This is a genomic window from Cellulosimicrobium funkei (genome assembly GCF_001019615.1).
GTDB classification, from domain to species: domain Bacteria; phylum Actinomycetota; class Actinomycetes; order Actinomycetales; family Cellulomonadaceae; genus Cellulosimicrobium; species Cellulosimicrobium cellulans_E.
This window is the reverse complement of the sequence record NZ_JNBQ01000028.1, coordinates 1-15,962: the sequence shown is the minus strand read 5'-3', so window position 1 is coordinate 15,962 and position 15,962 is coordinate 1. Positions and strand designations below refer to the sequence as shown.

The 15,962-nt window shown below is 73.7% G+C and carries 15 protein-coding genes and 1 pseudogene; 11 read left to right on the top strand and 5 right to left on the bottom strand.

From position 1 onward, the window contains the following. Positions 1–160: 160 nt before the first annotated feature. The 4 genes and pseudogenes from pstS to pstB all read left to right on the top strand — a co-directional run bounded on the left by pstS (position 161) and on the right by pstB (position 4,214). The gene (gene pstS / locus FB00_RS15920) at positions 161–1,300 is read left to right on the top strand and encodes a phosphate ABC transporter substrate-binding protein PstS (RefSeq protein ID WP_231581894.1); all 1,140 of its coding nucleotides are present in this window, start codon (positions 161–163) and stop codon (positions 1,298–1,300) included. Between the two features lie 112 nt (positions 1,301–1,412). Beyond that, positions 1,413–2,436 (top strand): annotated as a pseudogene (pstC, locus tag FB00_RS15915) (phosphate ABC transporter permease subunit PstC). Further along, positions 2,436–3,419 carry a phosphate ABC transporter permease PstA gene (gene pstA / locus FB00_RS15910; protein ID WP_047233891.1) on the top strand — a complete coding sequence of 328 codons (984 nt, stop codon included), beginning with the start codon at positions 2,436–2,438 and terminating at the stop codon, positions 3,417–3,419. The pseudogene pstC and the gene pstA overlap by 1 nt, the downstream one beginning before the upstream one ends. A 15-nt stretch (positions 3,420–3,434) precedes the next feature. Then, the gene (gene pstB, locus FB00_RS15905; RefSeq protein ID WP_047233890.1) at positions 3,435–4,214 is read left to right on the top strand and encodes a phosphate ABC transporter ATP-binding protein PstB; all 780 of its coding nucleotides are present in this window, start codon (positions 3,435–3,437) and stop codon (positions 4,212–4,214) included. A 91-nt stretch (positions 4,215–4,305) separates the two neighbouring features. Here pstB and FB00_RS15900 read toward each other — a convergent pair whose 3' ends face one another. After that, positions 4,306–4,833, bottom strand: a complete 528-nt coding sequence (locus tag FB00_RS15900; RefSeq protein ID WP_047233889.1) for a septum formation family protein — start codon at positions 4,831–4,833, stop codon at positions 4,306–4,308. 109 nt (positions 4,834–4,942) lie between these two features. Further along, positions 4,943–5,449, bottom strand: a complete 507-nt coding sequence (locus FB00_RS15895; protein ID WP_231581893.1) for a hypothetical protein — start codon at positions 5,447–5,449, stop codon at positions 4,943–4,945. A gap of 313 nt (positions 5,450–5,762) precedes the next feature. Between FB00_RS15895 and FB00_RS15890 the strand changes: the two genes are divergently transcribed. From FB00_RS15890 to ispF, 3 genes are all read left to right on the top strand, one after another. Beyond that, on the top strand, positions 5,763–6,245 hold the full coding sequence (locus FB00_RS15890; protein ID WP_024841917.1) for a CarD family transcriptional regulator: 483 nt from the start codon (positions 5,763–5,765) through the stop codon (positions 6,243–6,245). 96 nt (positions 6,246–6,341) lie between these two features. Next, a complete protein-coding gene (ispD, locus tag FB00_RS15885) occupies positions 6,342–7,088 on the top strand; it encodes a 2-C-methyl-D-erythritol 4-phosphate cytidylyltransferase (RefSeq protein WP_047233921.1) in 747 nt (248 codons plus the stop codon). Beyond that, positions 7,085–7,630, top strand: coding sequence for a 2-C-methyl-D-erythritol 2,4-cyclodiphosphate synthase (ispF, locus tag FB00_RS15880; protein WP_047233887.1), 546 nt, complete (start codon positions 7,085–7,087; stop codon positions 7,628–7,630). Before ispD ends, ispF begins: the two co-directional genes overlap by 4 nt. A gap of 2 nt (positions 7,631–7,632) precedes the next feature. Here the strand turns inward: ispF and FB00_RS15875 are convergent, their stop codons facing one another. Beyond that, positions 7,633–8,211, bottom strand: a complete 579-nt coding sequence (locus FB00_RS15875; RefSeq protein ID WP_047233886.1) for an LpqN/LpqT family lipoprotein — start codon at positions 8,209–8,211, stop codon at positions 7,633–7,635. Positions 8,212–8,378: 167 nt separating this feature from the next. Between FB00_RS15875 and FB00_RS15870 the strand changes: the two genes are divergently transcribed. Beyond that, positions 8,379–9,017 carry a TetR/AcrR family transcriptional regulator gene (locus FB00_RS15870; RefSeq protein WP_047233885.1) on the top strand — a complete coding sequence of 213 codons (639 nt, stop codon included), beginning with the start codon at positions 8,379–8,381 and terminating at the stop codon, positions 9,015–9,017. A gap of 31 nt (positions 9,018–9,048) precedes the next feature. Here FB00_RS15870 and FB00_RS15865 read toward each other — a convergent pair whose 3' ends face one another. Next, positions 9,049–10,470 carry a D-arabinono-1,4-lactone oxidase gene (locus tag FB00_RS15865; RefSeq protein ID WP_047233884.1) on the bottom strand — a complete coding sequence of 474 codons (1,422 nt, stop codon included), beginning with the start codon at positions 10,468–10,470 and terminating at the stop codon, positions 9,049–9,051. Between the two features lie 44 nt (positions 10,471–10,514). On the opposite strand from FB00_RS15865, the gene FB00_RS15860 reads away from it, so the two are divergent. The 3 genes from FB00_RS15860 to rlmB all read left to right on the top strand — a co-directional run bounded on the left by FB00_RS15860 (position 10,515) and on the right by rlmB (position 14,545). Then, positions 10,515–11,783 (top strand): alanine racemase, encoded by a 1,269-nt coding sequence (locus FB00_RS15860; protein ID WP_082141401.1) that lies wholly within the window; start codon positions 10,515–10,517, stop codon positions 11,781–11,783. 91 nt (positions 11,784–11,874) lie between these two features. After that, on the top strand, positions 11,875–13,305 hold the full coding sequence (cysS, locus tag FB00_RS15855; RefSeq protein WP_047233883.1) for a cysteine--tRNA ligase: 1,431 nt from the start codon (positions 11,875–11,877) through the stop codon (positions 13,303–13,305). Positions 13,306–13,531: 226 nt separating this feature from the next. Then, positions 13,532–14,545 carry a 23S rRNA (guanosine(2251)-2'-O)-methyltransferase RlmB gene (gene rlmB / locus FB00_RS15850; RefSeq protein ID WP_047233919.1) on the top strand — a complete coding sequence of 338 codons (1,014 nt, stop codon included), beginning with the start codon at positions 13,532–13,534 and terminating at the stop codon, positions 14,543–14,545. A gap of 58 nt (positions 14,546–14,603) precedes the next feature. Here rlmB and FB00_RS15845 read toward each other — a convergent pair whose 3' ends face one another. Further along, positions 14,604–15,863: a DUF4032 domain-containing protein gene (locus FB00_RS15845; protein WP_047233882.1), complete on the bottom strand. Its 1,260-nt coding sequence runs from the start codon at positions 15,861–15,863 to the stop codon at positions 14,604–14,606. Between the last annotated feature and the right edge of the window lie 99 nt (positions 15,864–15,962).

The window sequence follows — 15,962 nt, the reverse complement described above, 5'->3', positions numbered from 1 at the left end:
GCCTGCCCGACCCGGCCGGGAACGTGGCACGGAAGGTCTGTGCACTGTTCATCCCTCGTTCACCCGCTCTCGGGGAACGCGTCACCCGGCGCTCCTAGCGTCGGGCTCGTCACCGGCGCTCGCTGGTGCCACGAGACGCTTGAACAGGATGGAACGAAGAGTGAAGCTCAGCCGATTCTCCCGTGCTGGATCCGCCGTCGCGATCGGTGCGCTCGCGCTGACCCTCGCCGCCTGCGGGTCGGACGACCCCGTCGGCAGCGCCGACGGTGCCACCGACGGTTCCTCCGAGGGCTCCTCCGAGACCGCGAGCGACCTCAGCGGTGAGCTCAACGGTGCGGGCGCGAGCTCGCAGGAGTCCGCCATGGAGGCGTGGCGCGCCGGGTTCCAGAGCGCGAACCCCGACGTCACCGTGAACTACGACCCGGTCGGTTCCGGTGGCGGTCGCACCCAGTTCCTCGAGGGCGGCGTCGCGTTCGCCGGCTCGGACGCGGTGCTCAAGGAGGAGGAGATCACGCAGTCGCAGGCCGTGTGCGGCCCCGACGGCGCGATCGACCTCCCCGTCTACGTCAGCCCGATCGCCATCATCTACAACCTGCCGGACGTCGCGGAGCTCAACCTCGCGCCGGCCACGATCGCGGGCATCTTCAACGGCACGATCACGCAGTGGAACGCGCCGGAGATCGCCGCCGACAACCCCGACGCGACGCTCCCGGACCTCGCGATCACGCCGGTCCACCGCTCCGACGAGTCGGGCACGACCGAGAACTTCACCGAGTACCTCGCCGCGACGGCGGGCGACGCGTGGGGCCACGAGCCGAGCGGTGACTGGCCGACGCAGGGCGGCGAGTCCGCGCAGGGCACGTCCGGCGTCGTGCAGACCGTCCAGGGCGGCGAGGGCACGATCGGCTACGCCGACGCCTCGAAGGCCGGCGACCTCGGCACCGCGAGCATCAAGGTCGGCGAGGAGTGGGTCTCGTACTCGCCCGAGGCCGCCGCGAAGGTCGTCGACGCGTCGCCGCGCGTCGAGGGTCGTGCCGAGCACGACATCGCGGTCGAGCTGGACCGCACGACGACCGAGGCCGGCGCCTACCCGCTGGTCCTCGTCTCGTACGCGATCGCGTGCACCAGCTACGAGGACGAGGCGGCGGGCAACCTCGTCAAGGCGTTCCTCACCTACATCTCGAGCGAGGAGGGCCAGTCGGCCTCCGCGTCGGCCGCGGGCAACGCGCCGATCTCGGAGGACCTGCGCACGGACGTCCACGCGGCCATCGAGTCCATCACGGTCGGCGCCGCCGGCTGACGACTCTCGGACCAGGGGGGCGGCGGGGCCTACGGGCCCCGCCGCCCCTGATCCGCGAGATCGTCCGCAGCCCAGACCTCACGCAGCAGGACCGCATGCACCGGGAGCACGAGTGACCACCACAGCCCCACCCACGACGCCGGGCCCCGCGCCGGGCGGCCCGTCCGGCGCGCCGCGCCCGGGCGCCCCGCGCCGTCGTGCGCGGAACACCGACCGCGGCGTGAACCGTGCGTTCCGCTGGACGGCGACCGGCGCCGGGGGGGCTCATCCTCGCCGTCCTCGCCGCGGTCGCGATCTTCCTCGTGCTCCGCGCGTGGCCCGCGCTCACCGCGGGCGGGGACGTGCTGTCCGAGGAGGTGTCCTGGTTCCCGGAGGGCGCGTCGCTCGTGTCCTTCGTGGGGCCGCTGATCTTCGGCACGCTCCTCGCGGCCGCGCTCTCGCTCCTGCTCGCGACGCCGGTCGCCATGGGGATCGCGCTCTTCATCTCGCACTACGCGCCGCGCCGTCTCGCGTCGACCCTCGGGTACGTCGTCGACCTGCTCGCGGCGATCCCCAGCGTCGTCTACGGCCTGTGGGGCTCGCTCGTGCTCCCGCCGATCGTCGTCCCGGTGTGGTCGTGGCTCGCCGACACGTTCGGCTGGTTCCCGCTGTTCGCCGGCCCTGCCTCGCCGACCGGCCGCGTCCTGCTCACCGTCGCGCTCGTGCTCGCCGTGATGATCCTGCCGATCATCACCGCCGTGAGCCGCGAGGTGTTCCTCCAGACGCCGAAGCTCCACGAGGAGGCGGCGCTCGCGCTCGGCGCGACGCGCTGGGAGATGATCCGCACGGCGGTCATCCCGTTCGGCCGCTCGGGCGTCATCTCGGCCGCGATGCTCGGCCTCGGTCGTGCGCTCGGCGAGACGATGGCCGTGCTGATGATCCTCTCGCCCGGGCTCCTCTACTCGTTCAAGATCCTGCAGGCCGGGCAGCAGCAGACGATCGCCGCGAACATCGCGGCCGACTTCCCCGAGGCCAACCCGCTCGGGGTGAGCGCGCTCATCGCGACCGGCCTCGCGCTGTTCCTCATCACCCTGCTCGTCAACATGGGCGCCCGCGCGATCGTCGCGCGGCGCAAGGACTTCTCGGGAGCCAACTGATGAGCGCCCTCAGCACCAGCCCCGCGCGCGGGGCCTCCGCCCCCGACCCGGAGCGCACCGCGTCCGTCCGCGCGCTCCTGCGCGGCGCGGACGCCCGCCGCCGCCGCAAGGACCGCACGATGACGGTCCTCATGTGGAGCGCGTTCGCCCTCGCGATGGTGCCGCTCGTGTCGGTCGCGTGGACCGTCGTCGTGCACGGCATGGAGCGGTTCGACGTCTACTTCCTCACGCACTCCATGCGTGGGGTGTTCGGCGGCATGGACGCGGGCGGCATCTACCACGCGATCCTCGGCACGCTGCTCATCACGCTCGGCGCCGCGGTGATCTCGGTCCCGATCGGCCTGCTCGCCGCGATCTACCTCGTCGAGTACGGCCGCGGGCCGCTGGCGCGCGCGGTGACGTTCTTCGTCGACGTCATGACGGGCATCCCGTCGATCGTCGCCGGCCTCTTCGCGTACGCGCTCTTCGCCGTGATCTTCGGGCCGGGGGTGCGCATGGGCATCGTCGGCTCGGTCGCGCTGTCCGTCCTCATGATCCCCGTCGTCGTCCGCTCGTGCGAGGAGATGCTCCGCCTCGTGCCCAACGAGCTGCGCGAGGCGGCCTACGCGCTCGGCGTGCCCAAGTGGCTCACCGTGGTGCGCGTCGTGCTGCGCACGTCGATCGCGGGCATCACGACGGGCGTCATGCTCGCCGTCGCGCGCGTCATCGGCGAGACCGCGCCGCTCCTCATCACCGTCGGCGTCGTCGACTCCATCAACGGCAACCTCTTCGAGGGCCGCATGATGACGCTGCCCGTGTACGTGTACCGGCAGTACAGCCAGGGCCTGGTGCCCTGCAGCAACGTCACCGACGTCGTGTGCATCCCCGACATCAACTACGACCGGGCCTGGGCGGCCGCCCTGACGCTGATCCTCATCGTCATGCTGCTCAACCTCGTCGGGCGACTCGTCACCCGCTGGTTCGCCCCCAAGACCCTCCGCTAGAACAGGACAGCTCCGATGGCACAGCGCATCGACGTCAAGGACCTCAACATCTACTACGGCGACTTCCTCGCCGTGCAGGACGTCGGCATGACGATCGACCCCAAGTCCGTGACGGCCTTCATCGGCCCGTCCGGCTGCGGCAAGTCGACCTTCCTGCGGACCCTCAACCGCATGCACGAGGTCATCCCCGGCGCGCGCGTCGAGGGGACGGTCGCGATGGAGGGCGTCGACCTCTACGGGGACGACGTCGACCCGGTCGCCGTCCGCCGTCAGGTCGGCATGGTCTTCCAGCGGCCCAACCCCTTCCCGACGATGTCCATCAAGGAGAACGTCCTCGCCGGGGTCAAGCTCAACAACAAGCGCATCTCGAAGTCCGACGCCGAGGACCTCGTCGAGTCGTCCCTGCGCGGCGCGAACCTGTGGAACGAGGTGAAGGACCGTCTCGACCGCCCGGGGTCGGGCCTCTCCGGCGGGCAGCAGCAGCGCCTGTGCATCGCACGCGCCATCGCGGTCAAGCCCCAGGTTCTGCTCATGGACGAGCCCTGCTCGGCGCTCGACCCGATCTCGACGCTCGCGATCGAGGACCTCATCGCGGAGCTCAAGGACGAGTACACGATCGTCATCGTCACGCACAACATGCAGCAGGCCGCGCGCGTGAGCGACCGCACGGCGTTCTTCAACATCGCGGGGACCGGCAAACCGGGGCGCCTCATCGAGATGGACGACACCGCGACGATGTTCTCCTCGCCCACCCAGCAGGCCACGGAGGACTACATCTCCGGCCGCTTCGGGTGACCTGACCCTGGCCGGCCTGGCCGGCCGCCGGAACGACAACGGCGCCCCTCCCCACGCGGGGAGGGGCGCCGTCGTGCGCGAGGGCGTCAGGTCAGGACGCGGTGCCCTGGAGCGACCCCGTCACGTCGGTGCCGTCGGTGTCGAGGACGCACTGGATCACGCGGTCGTCCAGGGTGTTCCAACCCTCCTCGCGCGGGGTGAACGGCCAGTAGTAGTAGGCCGACTCGTCGTAGGAGAGGCCCACGAACGCCTCGAACTCCCCGAGGCAGAACTCGTCGGCGCTCGCCTGGATCGCCTCGTCCCCGGGGTAGTCGCCCTCGGGGAGCTCCGTCTCGGCGTAGACCTCGGCGTCGTGCGGCTCGGAGCACGGGACGACGGGCACGGACTCGACGTTCTCGCCGTCGGGGAGCTTCGCGGTCACGATGCAGTCGCCCACCTGGACCGAGAAGACGTCGGCGTCCGACGCCTCGGTCACCTCGCCACCGGGCTCGTCGCGCTGGGCCTCGGACGGCCCGGTGATCTCGTCGAGGATCGCGCCGCAGCCGGACGCGGTCAGGGCGAGGGCGACGGCGCTCACGACGAGGAGGAGCGGCCGACGGGTGGTACGGGACAGGGTCACCTGGGTTCCTTCGTGGAGGTGCCCCGACCACGACGGTCAGGGCGGGCACGCGAAGGCTAGCGGCAGCCGGTGACACGGCCCGAGCCCTTTTCCGGCCCGGGCCAGCACGTCACGGCAGCAGGTGCGCGTACTCCTCGAGGGTGCCGTCGAGGACGGGCAGCGACATGGCCTGCTCCTCGCCCGAGGTCACGCTGACCGTCACGGGCAGGACGCCGCCCGGCGCCGCGTCGACGCGGCCGATCTGCGCGTCGAACCCGTCCTCGGTGCCGAGGTAGACGGTCTCGCCGGCGGCGACGGGGATGGTCACGGGGTCGCCGCCCTCGGGCGTCACGTCGAACTCCACGTCCTCGGTCGAGTCGTTCGCGAAGGCACCGACGAGCGCGCCGGCGTCACCCTCGGCCGCGCTCACGACGAGGAGGTTGAGGCCGCGCAGGTCGTCGGTGAGGTTGACGCGCAGACCGTCCGACGGCGAGTAGGGGCGGTTCGTCTCGATGGGGGAGCAGGCTGCCGCGACGGCCACGCTCGCGACCACGAGGGGAACGGCCCAGTAGCGCGCGCGGCCGGTCGCTCGGGACGCCGCACGGGTCGCTGCTCGGGGGGTCGGGATGCGGGTCACGTGCACTCCAGGGCTGCGAGAGGGGGGACTGGATTCCGCGCCCAGCCTAGTGCGTCGGGCGAGGCGGGGCGGCCGGAACCGGCGCTGCGGGGCGTGGGCGTGAGCGGCGTCACGCGGCGTCGTGCGGGCGTCGGGAGCGGCCGGCGGCGGTCGGCGGGGCCCTGTGGCCCTCCCCGCGAGGTTCGTGAGGCGCGCTGACACGGCGCTGACCTGGGGAAACGTCATCCTGGGCGGGTTGTCAAGGGGCGCAGGGGCTCGGATTTCCGCCCTTCCGCGTGGTAAGGTGGACCACCGCGAAAGGGGACATCTACAGATGACGTTCACAGTAGGCGAGACCGTTGTCTACCCGCACCACGGAGCCGCACTGATCGAGGAGATCAAGACGCGCACCATCCGCGGAGAGGACAAGATCTACCTCAAGCTCAAGGTCGCGCAGGGCGACCTGACCATCGAAGTCCCAGCCGAGAACGTCGACCTCGTCGGCGTGCGTGACGTCGTCGGCCAGGAGGGTCTCGACCGCGTTTTCGAGGTGCTGCGTGCACCCTACACCGAGGAGCCGACCAACTGGTCGCGTCGGTACAAGGCGAACCTCGAGAAGCTGGCGTCGGGCGACGTGATCAAGGTCGCGGAGGTCGTGCGCGACCTGTCGCGCCGCGACGCCGACCGTGGCCTTTCGGCCGGCGAGAAGCGCATGCTCTCGAAGGCGCGGCAGATCCTCGTCTCGGAGCTCGCGCTGGCCGAGCACACCGAGGAGGAGAAGGCCGAGGCCATCCTCGACGAGGTGCTGGCCTCCTGACGTCCCGGGCCTCGGCCCGAGCGACAGACCACCGGGGAGGGCGCCGTCCGTGCGGACGGCGCCCTCCCCGTCGTCGTGCCCGGGTAGCGTGTGCCCGTGCCGACTCTTGCCGTCCTCACCGCCGCGGGCTCCGGGACCCGTCTCGGGCTCGACCTGCCCAAGGCCCTCGTCGAGCTCGACGGCCTGCCGCTGGTCGTGCACGCCGCGCGACGGCTGTGCGCGTCCGGTGCGGTCGACACGATCGTCGTCACGGCACCGCCCGGCCTGCGGGAGCACGTCGCGGCGCTGCTCCGGGACGACCCGGTGGTCGACCGGCCCGTGCGGGTCGTCGAGGGCGCGGGCACCCGCCAGGCCTCCGTCGCCGCAGGGCTGCGCGCGGGACTGGTCGAGCGGCCGGGCGGAGAGCCGGTCGACGTCGTGCTCGTCCACGACGCGGCGCGGCCGCTCGCGCCGCCCGCGCTGGTCCGCCGGGTCGTCGAGGCCGTGCGCGCGGGCCACGCCGCGGTCGTGCCGGGGCTGCCGGTCACGGACACGATCAAGCGCGTGACGGCCGCGCGGGCGGGCGACCCGTCGCACGCGGAGCCCGTGGCCGAGACCGTGGACAGGGCGGTCCTGCGCGCGGTGCAGACCCCGCAGGGGTTCGACCGGGCGCTCCTCGTCCGGGCGCACGAGTCCGCGGCCCACCGGGCGGACGACGAGCGGTCCGCCGCGACCGACGACGCGGGCCTCGTCGAGGCGCTCGGGCTCCCCGTCCACGTCGTGCCCGGGGACACCGCGGCGGCCAAGATCACCACCGCCCACGACCTGCGCGTCGCCGCGCTGACCCTCCGGGAGGAACGATGACGACGCCCGCCGAGCACCCCGAGGGCGCGCCGCCACGCGCCGCCCTGCCGCTGCCGCGCACCGGTGTCGGCGTCGACGTGCACGCGTTCGCCCCCGAGGGCGAGCTGCGGGAGCTGTGGCTCGGCGGGCTGCTCTGGCCGGGCGAGCGCGGCCTCGCCGGGCACTCGGACGCGGACGTCGCGGCGCACGCCGCCGCCGACGCGCTGTTCTCGGCGACGGGGCTCGGGGACCTGGGGTCGAACTTCGGCACGAGCGCGCCCGAGTGGGCCGGGGCGAGCGGGTCGCGACTGCTCGCCGAGGCGGCGCGCCGGGTCCGCGCGGCGGGGTTCGAGATCGGGAACGTGGCCGTCCAGGTCATCGGCAACCGTCCGCGGCTCGGGACCCGGCGCGCGGAGGCCGAGGCGGCCCTCGGGGCCGCCGCGGGGGCCCCCGTGACGCTCACGGCCACGACGACAGACGGGCTCGGCCTCACGGGCCGCGGCGAGGGCGTCGCAGCCGTCGCGACGGCCCTCGTCGTCGCGGTCGGGGCGCCGACCGCATGAGCTCAGCCCGTGGGGGCGAGCTGCACGCTCTCGAGGATCGCGCGCGTCTGCGCGGCGGCGTCGTCGTCCCCGTCGGCGTACGAGGCCGTGAGGTCGACGACCCAGTCGTCCGGCGCGTCGCCCGTCCGGACCGCCAGGATCTCCTGCACGACGACCGTCCCGGCCGTCTCGTACGTGCCCGCGACCCGGAACGCGGGAAGCTCGCCGAGGGTGGTCGTGCCCTGGCCGTCGGCGTCCAGGATCCAGCCCGGGATCGCGTCGACGGACGTGGCGGTCCTCGTGCCGGCCTGCTCGAGCGTGGCCGCGGACTGGGTGCCCGTCACGACGACGTTCGCCCGGAAGCCCTCCGACCCCGACCCGCTCGGCGCGCGCAGCACGAAGGCTCCGTCGCGGGCGGCGCGCTCCCAGCCCGGGGGAGCGGTGACCCGGACGGGGACCTCGGGGACGTCGTACGTGACCGGTGCGTCGTCGGCCCCGGCGTCCGCAGGACCACCACAGCCCGCGAGGGCGAGCGCCGCGGTCGCGAGGGTCGCGAGGGTCGCGAGGGTCCTGAGGGTGCGAGGGGGGCGCGGTCGGGGCACGGTCGTCCTTCGTCGGGAGCAGGGGGCGTGACGGGCTCAGCGGGCTCGGCTCGCCATTCTCGCCTCCCGGCGTCCCGGGTGCCAGGCCCACGAGCAGACACTACGATCGCTGAGAGCGCATCGATGTGTCTGACTTTCCCAAGAACGACACATGGGATGAATCGCACATGAACCGAATGTCCGTCGAAGAACGCCGAGCCCAGCTCGTCGACGCGGCGATGACCATCGCCGTCCGGGAGGGCGTCGAGGCCGTCACGATCCGTGGCGTCGCGGCCGAGGCCGGCGTGTCGCTCGGCGTCGTGCACTACTGCTTCGAGGACAAGGACGAGCTCCTCCAGGCGATGGGCAACAGCCTCGCCCTCGTCGCGTCCGAGCCGGTGCGCGCCGCCCTCGACGTCGACGGCGACGTCGTCCAGCTCGCGCACGCGGCGGCCGACGGGCTCTGGAGCGGGCTCACGCCCCGCCGGCACATGCGCCTCCTCACGTTCGAGTTCGCGACGGCGGGCGTGCGCAGCCGCGCGCTGCGGTCCGTGGCGCACACGCACCTGGAGCAGACGTGGGCGATGACCCGCGGCTTCCTCGAGAACGTCGCCGAGCGCGGGAACGTCACCTACTCGATGGACATGGGCTTCCTCTCGCGCGTCGTCGCCGGGTACATCGACGGCATCGAGATCGCGTGGCTCGTCGAGCAGGACGACGAGACCGCGGTCCGCAGCTTTCATGCGCTCGCCGAGTACGTCCTCTCCCTGATGCTCCGTCCCGACGGCTCGCCGGTGCGCGAGCACGGCCCGGAGCCCGTGTCCTGACCGACGGGCCCGCGGGCCGGACGAGCGGCGGTCAGCCGCGCGGGGCCGCGCCCGGCGCGCGCTCGAGCACCTGGTCCGTGTACGCGTTCGCGAACACCCCGGTGGGGTCCGCCGCGTCGCGGACCGCCACCGCGTCGTCGAACCGGGGGTAGAGCTCGCGGAACCGGTCGGCGCCGAGCCCGTGGAGCTTGCCCCAGTGAGGGCGCCCGCCGACCTCGGCGACGATGCGCTCGACGGCGTCGAAGTACCGCTCGTGCGGCAGGCGCGCGTACTGGTGCACCGCCACGTACGCGGTCTCGCGCCCGTGCGCCGTGGAGAGCCAGACGTCGTCGGGCGCCGCGAACCGGACCTCGACCGGGAAGGGCACGTGCTCGCCCGACCGGTTCAGCCAGCCGTCGATGCTCGACAGGACGTCCACCAGGTGCTCGCGCGGCACGGCGTACTCCATCTCGCGGAACCGGACGCGGCGCGAGGTGACGAAGACCTGGTGCGACGGCGCGACGTAGGTCCGGGGCGCGAGCGCGCGGGCCGAGACGGCGTTGAGCCGCGGCGTGACGCGCGGCACCGCGGTCGCGAGCCGGTTGACGAGCTCGAACGCGCCGTTGGACAGCAGCTCCTCGTCGACCCAGGTGCGCGCCCGCGCGACCGGCCCGGGGCCGGTGGTCCGCAGGCGCTCGAGCTCCGCCGCCTCCTCGTCGGGCGCGAGCCGGTTGTTGCGCTTGGTCAGCGCCCGGCGCGTGTGGGGGAACCAGTAGAACTCGAAGTGGTCGTTGCCCCCGACGAGCCCGTCGGGGTCGTCCGGCGTGCCGAGGCCCTCCAGCACGCGGTCCAGCGGCCACGGCTCCTCCTGCGCGCGGAGCAGGAACGCCGGCACCACCTCGAGCGTGACGGCCGACAGGACGCCCGTGACGCCGAGCCCCAGGCGGCTCACCTCGAACAGGTCGCGGTCCTGCGTCGCCGACGCCTCCCGCACCTCGCCGTCCGCCCCGACGACGCGGACGCCGCGCACCTGCGTGGCGAGCCCGCCGAGGCGGGACCCGGTCCCGTGCGTGCCCGTGGAGATCGCGCCGGCGATCGACTGCCGGTCGATGTCGCCGAGGTTGCGCATCGCGAGACCCGCGGCCGCGAGGGCCTCGTTGAGCCGGTGCAGGCGGATACCCGCCCCGACGGTCACGAGGATCGCGTCGGCGTCGGCCGCACCGGGCGCGCCCGTGCCGCGGGTGATCCGCTCGACGAGGCCGATGCGGTCCAGGTCGAGCAGGAGCCCGTCGGTGACGGCCGCGGGGGTGAAGGAGTGGCCCGCGCCGACGGCACGCACCGGCACCCCGTCGGCGGCGGCGCGGGCGACGAGCTCGCCCAGCTCCGCCTCGTCGCGCGGCGAGGCCCGACGGCGCGGGGTGGCGGAGGCCGTGCGGGCCCAGTTGGTCCAGGAGAGGGCGTCGTCGCTGCTCACAGGTCGTACTGTCTCACGCTCCCCGGGTGGCGTACGTTCTCCCCATGACGAGCGACGTGGCACCCGGGACGAACGTGGGGACGGCCGACCGGGCCGCGGACGAGCGCGGCGCGACGCCGTCGCTGCTCGCCCGGCTCACACGCGCGACCGCCGACCTCGACGGGCCGCTCGCCGTCGTCGACCTCGACCGGTTCGACGCCAACGCCGACGAGCTCCTGGCACGCGCGGGCGGGGTACCCGTGCGGGTCGCGTCGAAGTCGGTGCGCGTCCGCTCGCTCGTGACGCGCGCCGGGGAGCGCGGTTTCCAGGGCGTCATGGCGTTCTCGGTGCGTGAGGCGCTGTGGCTCGTCGACGCGGGCGTCCGCGACGTCCTGGTGGGCTACCCGTCGGTGGACCGCGGCGCCCTCGCCGCGCTCGCGCGGCACGAGGCCGGGCGGCGCGAGATCACGCTCATGGTCGACGACCCCGCGCACCTCGAGCTCGTCCGGCAGGCGCTCGCGGAGACCGGCACGGGTGACGAGCCGCCCGTGCGCGTGTGCCTCGACGTCGACGCGTCGCTGCGCGTCGGCCTCGGGCTCGTCACGGTCCACCTCGGCACGCGGCGCTCGCCCCTGCACGACCCCCCGGACGTCGCGTCGCTCGCGGCGCGCGTGGCCTCGACGCCCGGCCTCGCGCTGCGCGGCCTCATGTTCTACGAGGCCCAGGTCGCCGGGATGCCCGACTCGAGCCTCGCCGTCCGCGCGGTCAAGCGGCTCTCGGTGCTCGAGCTGGGCGAGCGCCGCGGCGAGGTCGTCGCGGCGGTGCGCGACGTCGTCGGGCACGACCTGGAGCTCGTGAACTCGGGCGGCACGGGCTCGCTCGAGACGTCGTCGGCGGACGGCGTCGTCACGGAGGTCACCGCAGGGTCGGGGCTGTACGTCCCCGGGCTCTTCGACGAGTACCGGTCCTTCCGGCCGCGGCCGTCCGCCTTCTTCGGCCTCGACGTCGTGCGCGTGCCGGCTCCCGGCTGGGCGACGGCGTTCGGCGGCGGGTACGTCGCGTCGGGTCCCGCGTCGCGCAGCCGCCTCCCGCGCGTCGCGACGCCCGGCTGGTCGCTCACGGGCCGCGAGGGGGCGGGCGAGGTCCAGACGCCGCTGCACCGGACCCGGGGCGCCGTGGGCGCTCCCGACCTCGGCATCGGCGACCGCGTCTGGTTCCGGCACGGCAAGGCGGGCGAGGCGATGGAGCGGTTCGACCGCGTGCACCTCGTGCGCGGGGACGAGGTGGTCGACGTCGTACCCACGTACCGCGGTGAGGGCAAGAGCTTCGGCTGACACGGGCCGGTCGTGGCCGCACCCGGATCGGCCGCGAGACCTGCCCGTGCCGCTTCGGCCGGGGTGGTACGTCCCCGGTACCCTTGCGGACGTGACTCTTCGCCTGTTCGACACCGCCACGCGGGACGTGCGCGACTTCGTGCCCCTGACTCCGGGCGAGGTCGGCATCTACCTGTGTGGCGCGACCGTCCAGGCGGCCCCCCACATCGGCCACATGCGCTCCGCCGTCGCGTTCGACGTGCTCGTGCGCTGGCTGCGGCGCGGCGGGTCGCGCGTGACGCTCATCCGCAACGTCACCGACATCGACGACAAGATCCTCGTGAAGTCCGCCGACGCCGGCGAGCCGTGGTGGGCCTGGGCCGCGACGTACGAGCGCGCGTTCACCGCCGCGTACGACGCGCTCGGCGTCCTGCCGCCCACGTACGAGCCGCGCGCGACCGGGCACGTGCCGGACATGGTCGAGCTCATGGAGCGGCTCGTGGAGCGCGGGCACGCGTACACGACCGGCCCGGGCGACGTGTGGTTCGACGTGCGCTCCTGGTCCGAGTACGGCTCGCTGACCAACCAGCGCCTCGAGGACCTCAACCCCGTGCCCGACGACGTCCCCGCGGACGCGGAGGAGGCCGCCGCCAAGCGCGACCCGCGCGACTTCGCGCTCTGGAAGGCCCCCAAGGACGGCGAGCCGGAGACCGCGTCCTGGCCGACGCCCTTCGGCCGCGGTCGGCCTGGCTGGCACCTCGAGTGCTCCGCGATGGCGCGCCGGTACCTCGGCGACACGTTCGACATCCACGGCGGCGGGCTCGACCTGCGCTTCCCGCACCACGAGAACGAGCAGGCGCAGTCGCGCGCCGCGGGCTACGGGTTCGCGCAGCACTGGCTGCACAGCGCGTGGGTCACGCAGGGCGGCGCCAAGATGAGCAAGTCGCTCGGCAACGGTCTGCTCGTGCGCGAGGTCCTCGCGACCACGAGCCCGGCCGTGCTGCGCTACGCCCTCGGGTCCGTGCAGTACCGCTCGATGCTCGAGTGGACGCCCGCGACGGTCGTCGAGGCCGAGGCCACGTGGGAGCGCCTCGCCGGGTTCGTCGAGCGCGCGACCGAGCGCGTGGGCGACGTCGGCGACGTGACCGAGGCCGAGCTGCCGACCGCGTTCACCGCCGCGATGGACGACGACCTCAACGTCCCGGCGGCGCTCGCCGTCGTGCACGAGCACCTGCGTGCGGGCAACGCGGCGCTCGCGGACCGCACGACCGCCGCCGACGCCGTCGCGCGGCACCACCTCGTCGCGGTGCGGGCCATGCTCGACGTCCTCGGGCTCGACCCGGGGGACGCGCAGTGGGCCGACCGCGGGGACTCCCGCTACGCGGCGGTGCTCGACGCGGTCGTGGGTGCGGAGCTCGCGGCACGCGCCGAGGCGCGCGCGGCGCGCGACTTCGCGACCGCCGACGCGATCCGCGACCGGCTCGCCGCGGCGGGCGTCGCGGTCGAGGACTCGGCCGACGGCGCGCGCTGGACCCTCGCCTGACGACCATCTCCGCGAGGTGGAGGCCTGGCACCGCGCGGTAGAGGCGTGGTCATGACCACGCCTCTCCCTCGGTGGACCACGGCTCTCCCTCGGCGGGGTGTCTGAGGGACACTGGACTCGGTGGCGCACCTGCGCTCGCACGAACCGACCGACCTGACCGACCGGACCGGTGTCGATCCACCTGACCGACACCGACCGACCTGACCACGACACGACGGGTACACCCATGGCTGGCAACTCACAACGACGCGGCGCGACCCGAAAGCCCGGCAGCAAGAAGGGCGCGACCGTCGGCTCCGGTGGACAGCGCCGCAAGGGGCTCGAGGGCCGCGGGCCGACGCCGAAGGCCGAGGACCGCGTCTACCACGCGGCGCACAAGCGCAAGGTCGCGGAGGAGAAGCGCGCCACGACGCCGACCGGCCGCGGGGGCGCGACGCGGGGCGGCCCCGCCAAGGGCGGCGCCTCGCGCGGCGGCGGCCCGAAGGGCCGTGGCTCGGTGCAGGAGGTCGTCGCGGGCCGGAACTCCGTGCTCGAGGCGCTGCGGGCGCGTATCCCCGTCGAGGTCGTCTACCTCGCGTCGCGCCTCGACGCCGACGACCGCACGCGCGAGATCGTCGACATCGTCGCGGGCCGAGGCTACGACCTCCTCGAGGTCGGCAAGCCGGAGCTCGACCGCCTCACCGACGGCGCCGCGCACCAGGGCGTCGCGATCAAGGTGCCGCCGTACGAGTACGCCGACGTCGACGACCTGCTCGACGCGGCCGAGGCGACGGGTCGTCCGCCGCTGATCGTCGCGCTCGACGGTGTGACGGACCCCCGCAACCTGGGCGCCGTGCTGCGCTCGGCGGGCGCGTTCGGGGCGCACGGCGTGCTCGTCCCCGAGCGGCGTGCGGCGGGCGTCACGGCGTCCGCGTGGAAGGTCTCGGCCGGCGCCGCCGCCCGGGTGCCCGTCGCGCGCGCGACCAACCTCGTCCGCGCGCTCGGTGAGCTCAAGAAGGCGGGTTGCTTCGTCGTCGGGCTCGACGCCGGCGGCGAGACCGCGATCGGCGACCTCCAGCTCGCGACCGAGCCGCTCGTCGTCGTCGCCGGGTCCGAGGGCAAGGGCCTCTCGCGCCTCGTGCGCGAGGCGTGCGACGTCGTCGCGTCCATCCCCATCGGCTCGGACACCGAGTCGCTCAACGCGGCCGTCGCGACGGGCATCTCGCTCTACGAGGTCGCGCGCCTGCGCCGCGAGGCCTGACAGCCGCTCGACCAGTCAGCGCCCCACCGGTCCCTGACCCGTGGGGCGCTGACAGGTCTCAGCCGTAGTACTCGGGGTCCTTCTCGCCCGGCGCGAGGCCGAGGATCGCCTTCTCGTCCGGGCGGTGGCGCAGCACGTTCTCCACGTACGACTGCGTCGCCTCCGCCATCGGGACGTCGCGGCCCGCGCGCTCGGAGATGAACCAGCGGTGGTCGAGGATCTCGTGGAAGAGCTGCGCCGGCTCGAGCTTGCGGCGCAGGTTGCGCGGCACGGCCTGGATCGTGGGCTCGAACACGCCGCTCAGCCAGTCGTGCGCGACGAACTCCTCGTCGTCGTTCTGGCGCTCGGCCGCCGCCCGGAACGAGTCCAGGTCGTTGAGCAGGCGACGCGCCTGGTTCTCCTGCACGTCGAGGCCCGTGAGGCGCAGCAGGCGGCGCGAGTGGTGCCCCGCATCGACGACCTTCGGCTGGATCTGCACCGTCGTGCCGTCGATGTCGGTCGTGATCGCGAGCTCGTCCACGTCGAACCCGAGGTTGTTGAGGTGCTCGATGCGCGCCGCGACGCGCCACCGCTCGTTCGCGTCGAACGACTCCGACGTGGTCAGCGCCTCCCACAGCTCCTCGTAGCGCGCCACGAGCGCGTCGCCGATCGCGACCTCGTCCACGTCCTCGTCGAGCAGCTCGCCCGCGGAGAGGTCCATGAGCTCGCCGATGATGTTGGTGCGCGCGAGGTCGACGTCGTACGAGCGCTGACCGGGGGAGAGCTCGCGGTGCAGGTCGCCCGTCTCCGCGTCCACGAGGAACGCCGCGAAGGTCTCGGCGTCGCGCCGGAACAGCGTGTTCGACAGCGACACGTCGCCCCAGTAGAAGCCGATCAGGTGCAGGCGCACGAGGAGCACCGCGAGCGCGTCGATGAGGCGCGTCGCGGTGTCCGGGCGCAGGGACTGGCTGAACAGCGCGCGGTAGGGGAGCGAGAACTGGAGGTGCTCCGTGATGAGCACCGCCTCCAGCCGCTCGCCGTTCGCGTCCTGGCGCCCGGTGATGACCCCCACCGGGACGACGCTCGGCACCTCGAGCCGGCGGAGCTGGCGGAGCAACTCGTACTCGCGGTACGCGACCGTCTCGCCGATCTCCTTGATCGCGATGACGCGCCCGGAGAGGCGGACGAACCGCACGATGTGCCGGGAGATACCGCGCGGCAGCGCCGCGAGGGTCTCGGCCGGCCACTCCTCGAGCGGGATGTCCCAGGGCAGGTCGAGGAGGGCCGGGTCGGGGGCCGACGCGGTGATCTGCAGGTTGTGCACCGTCACGGGGTCCATTGTCCACGGTCTCCGTCGGGCGGCCGACGTCCGTGCGTCGTCGTCCCTCGGCACGACGACGGCGCCCGTCGGCCTCAGGTCGAGGCCGGCGGGCGCGGG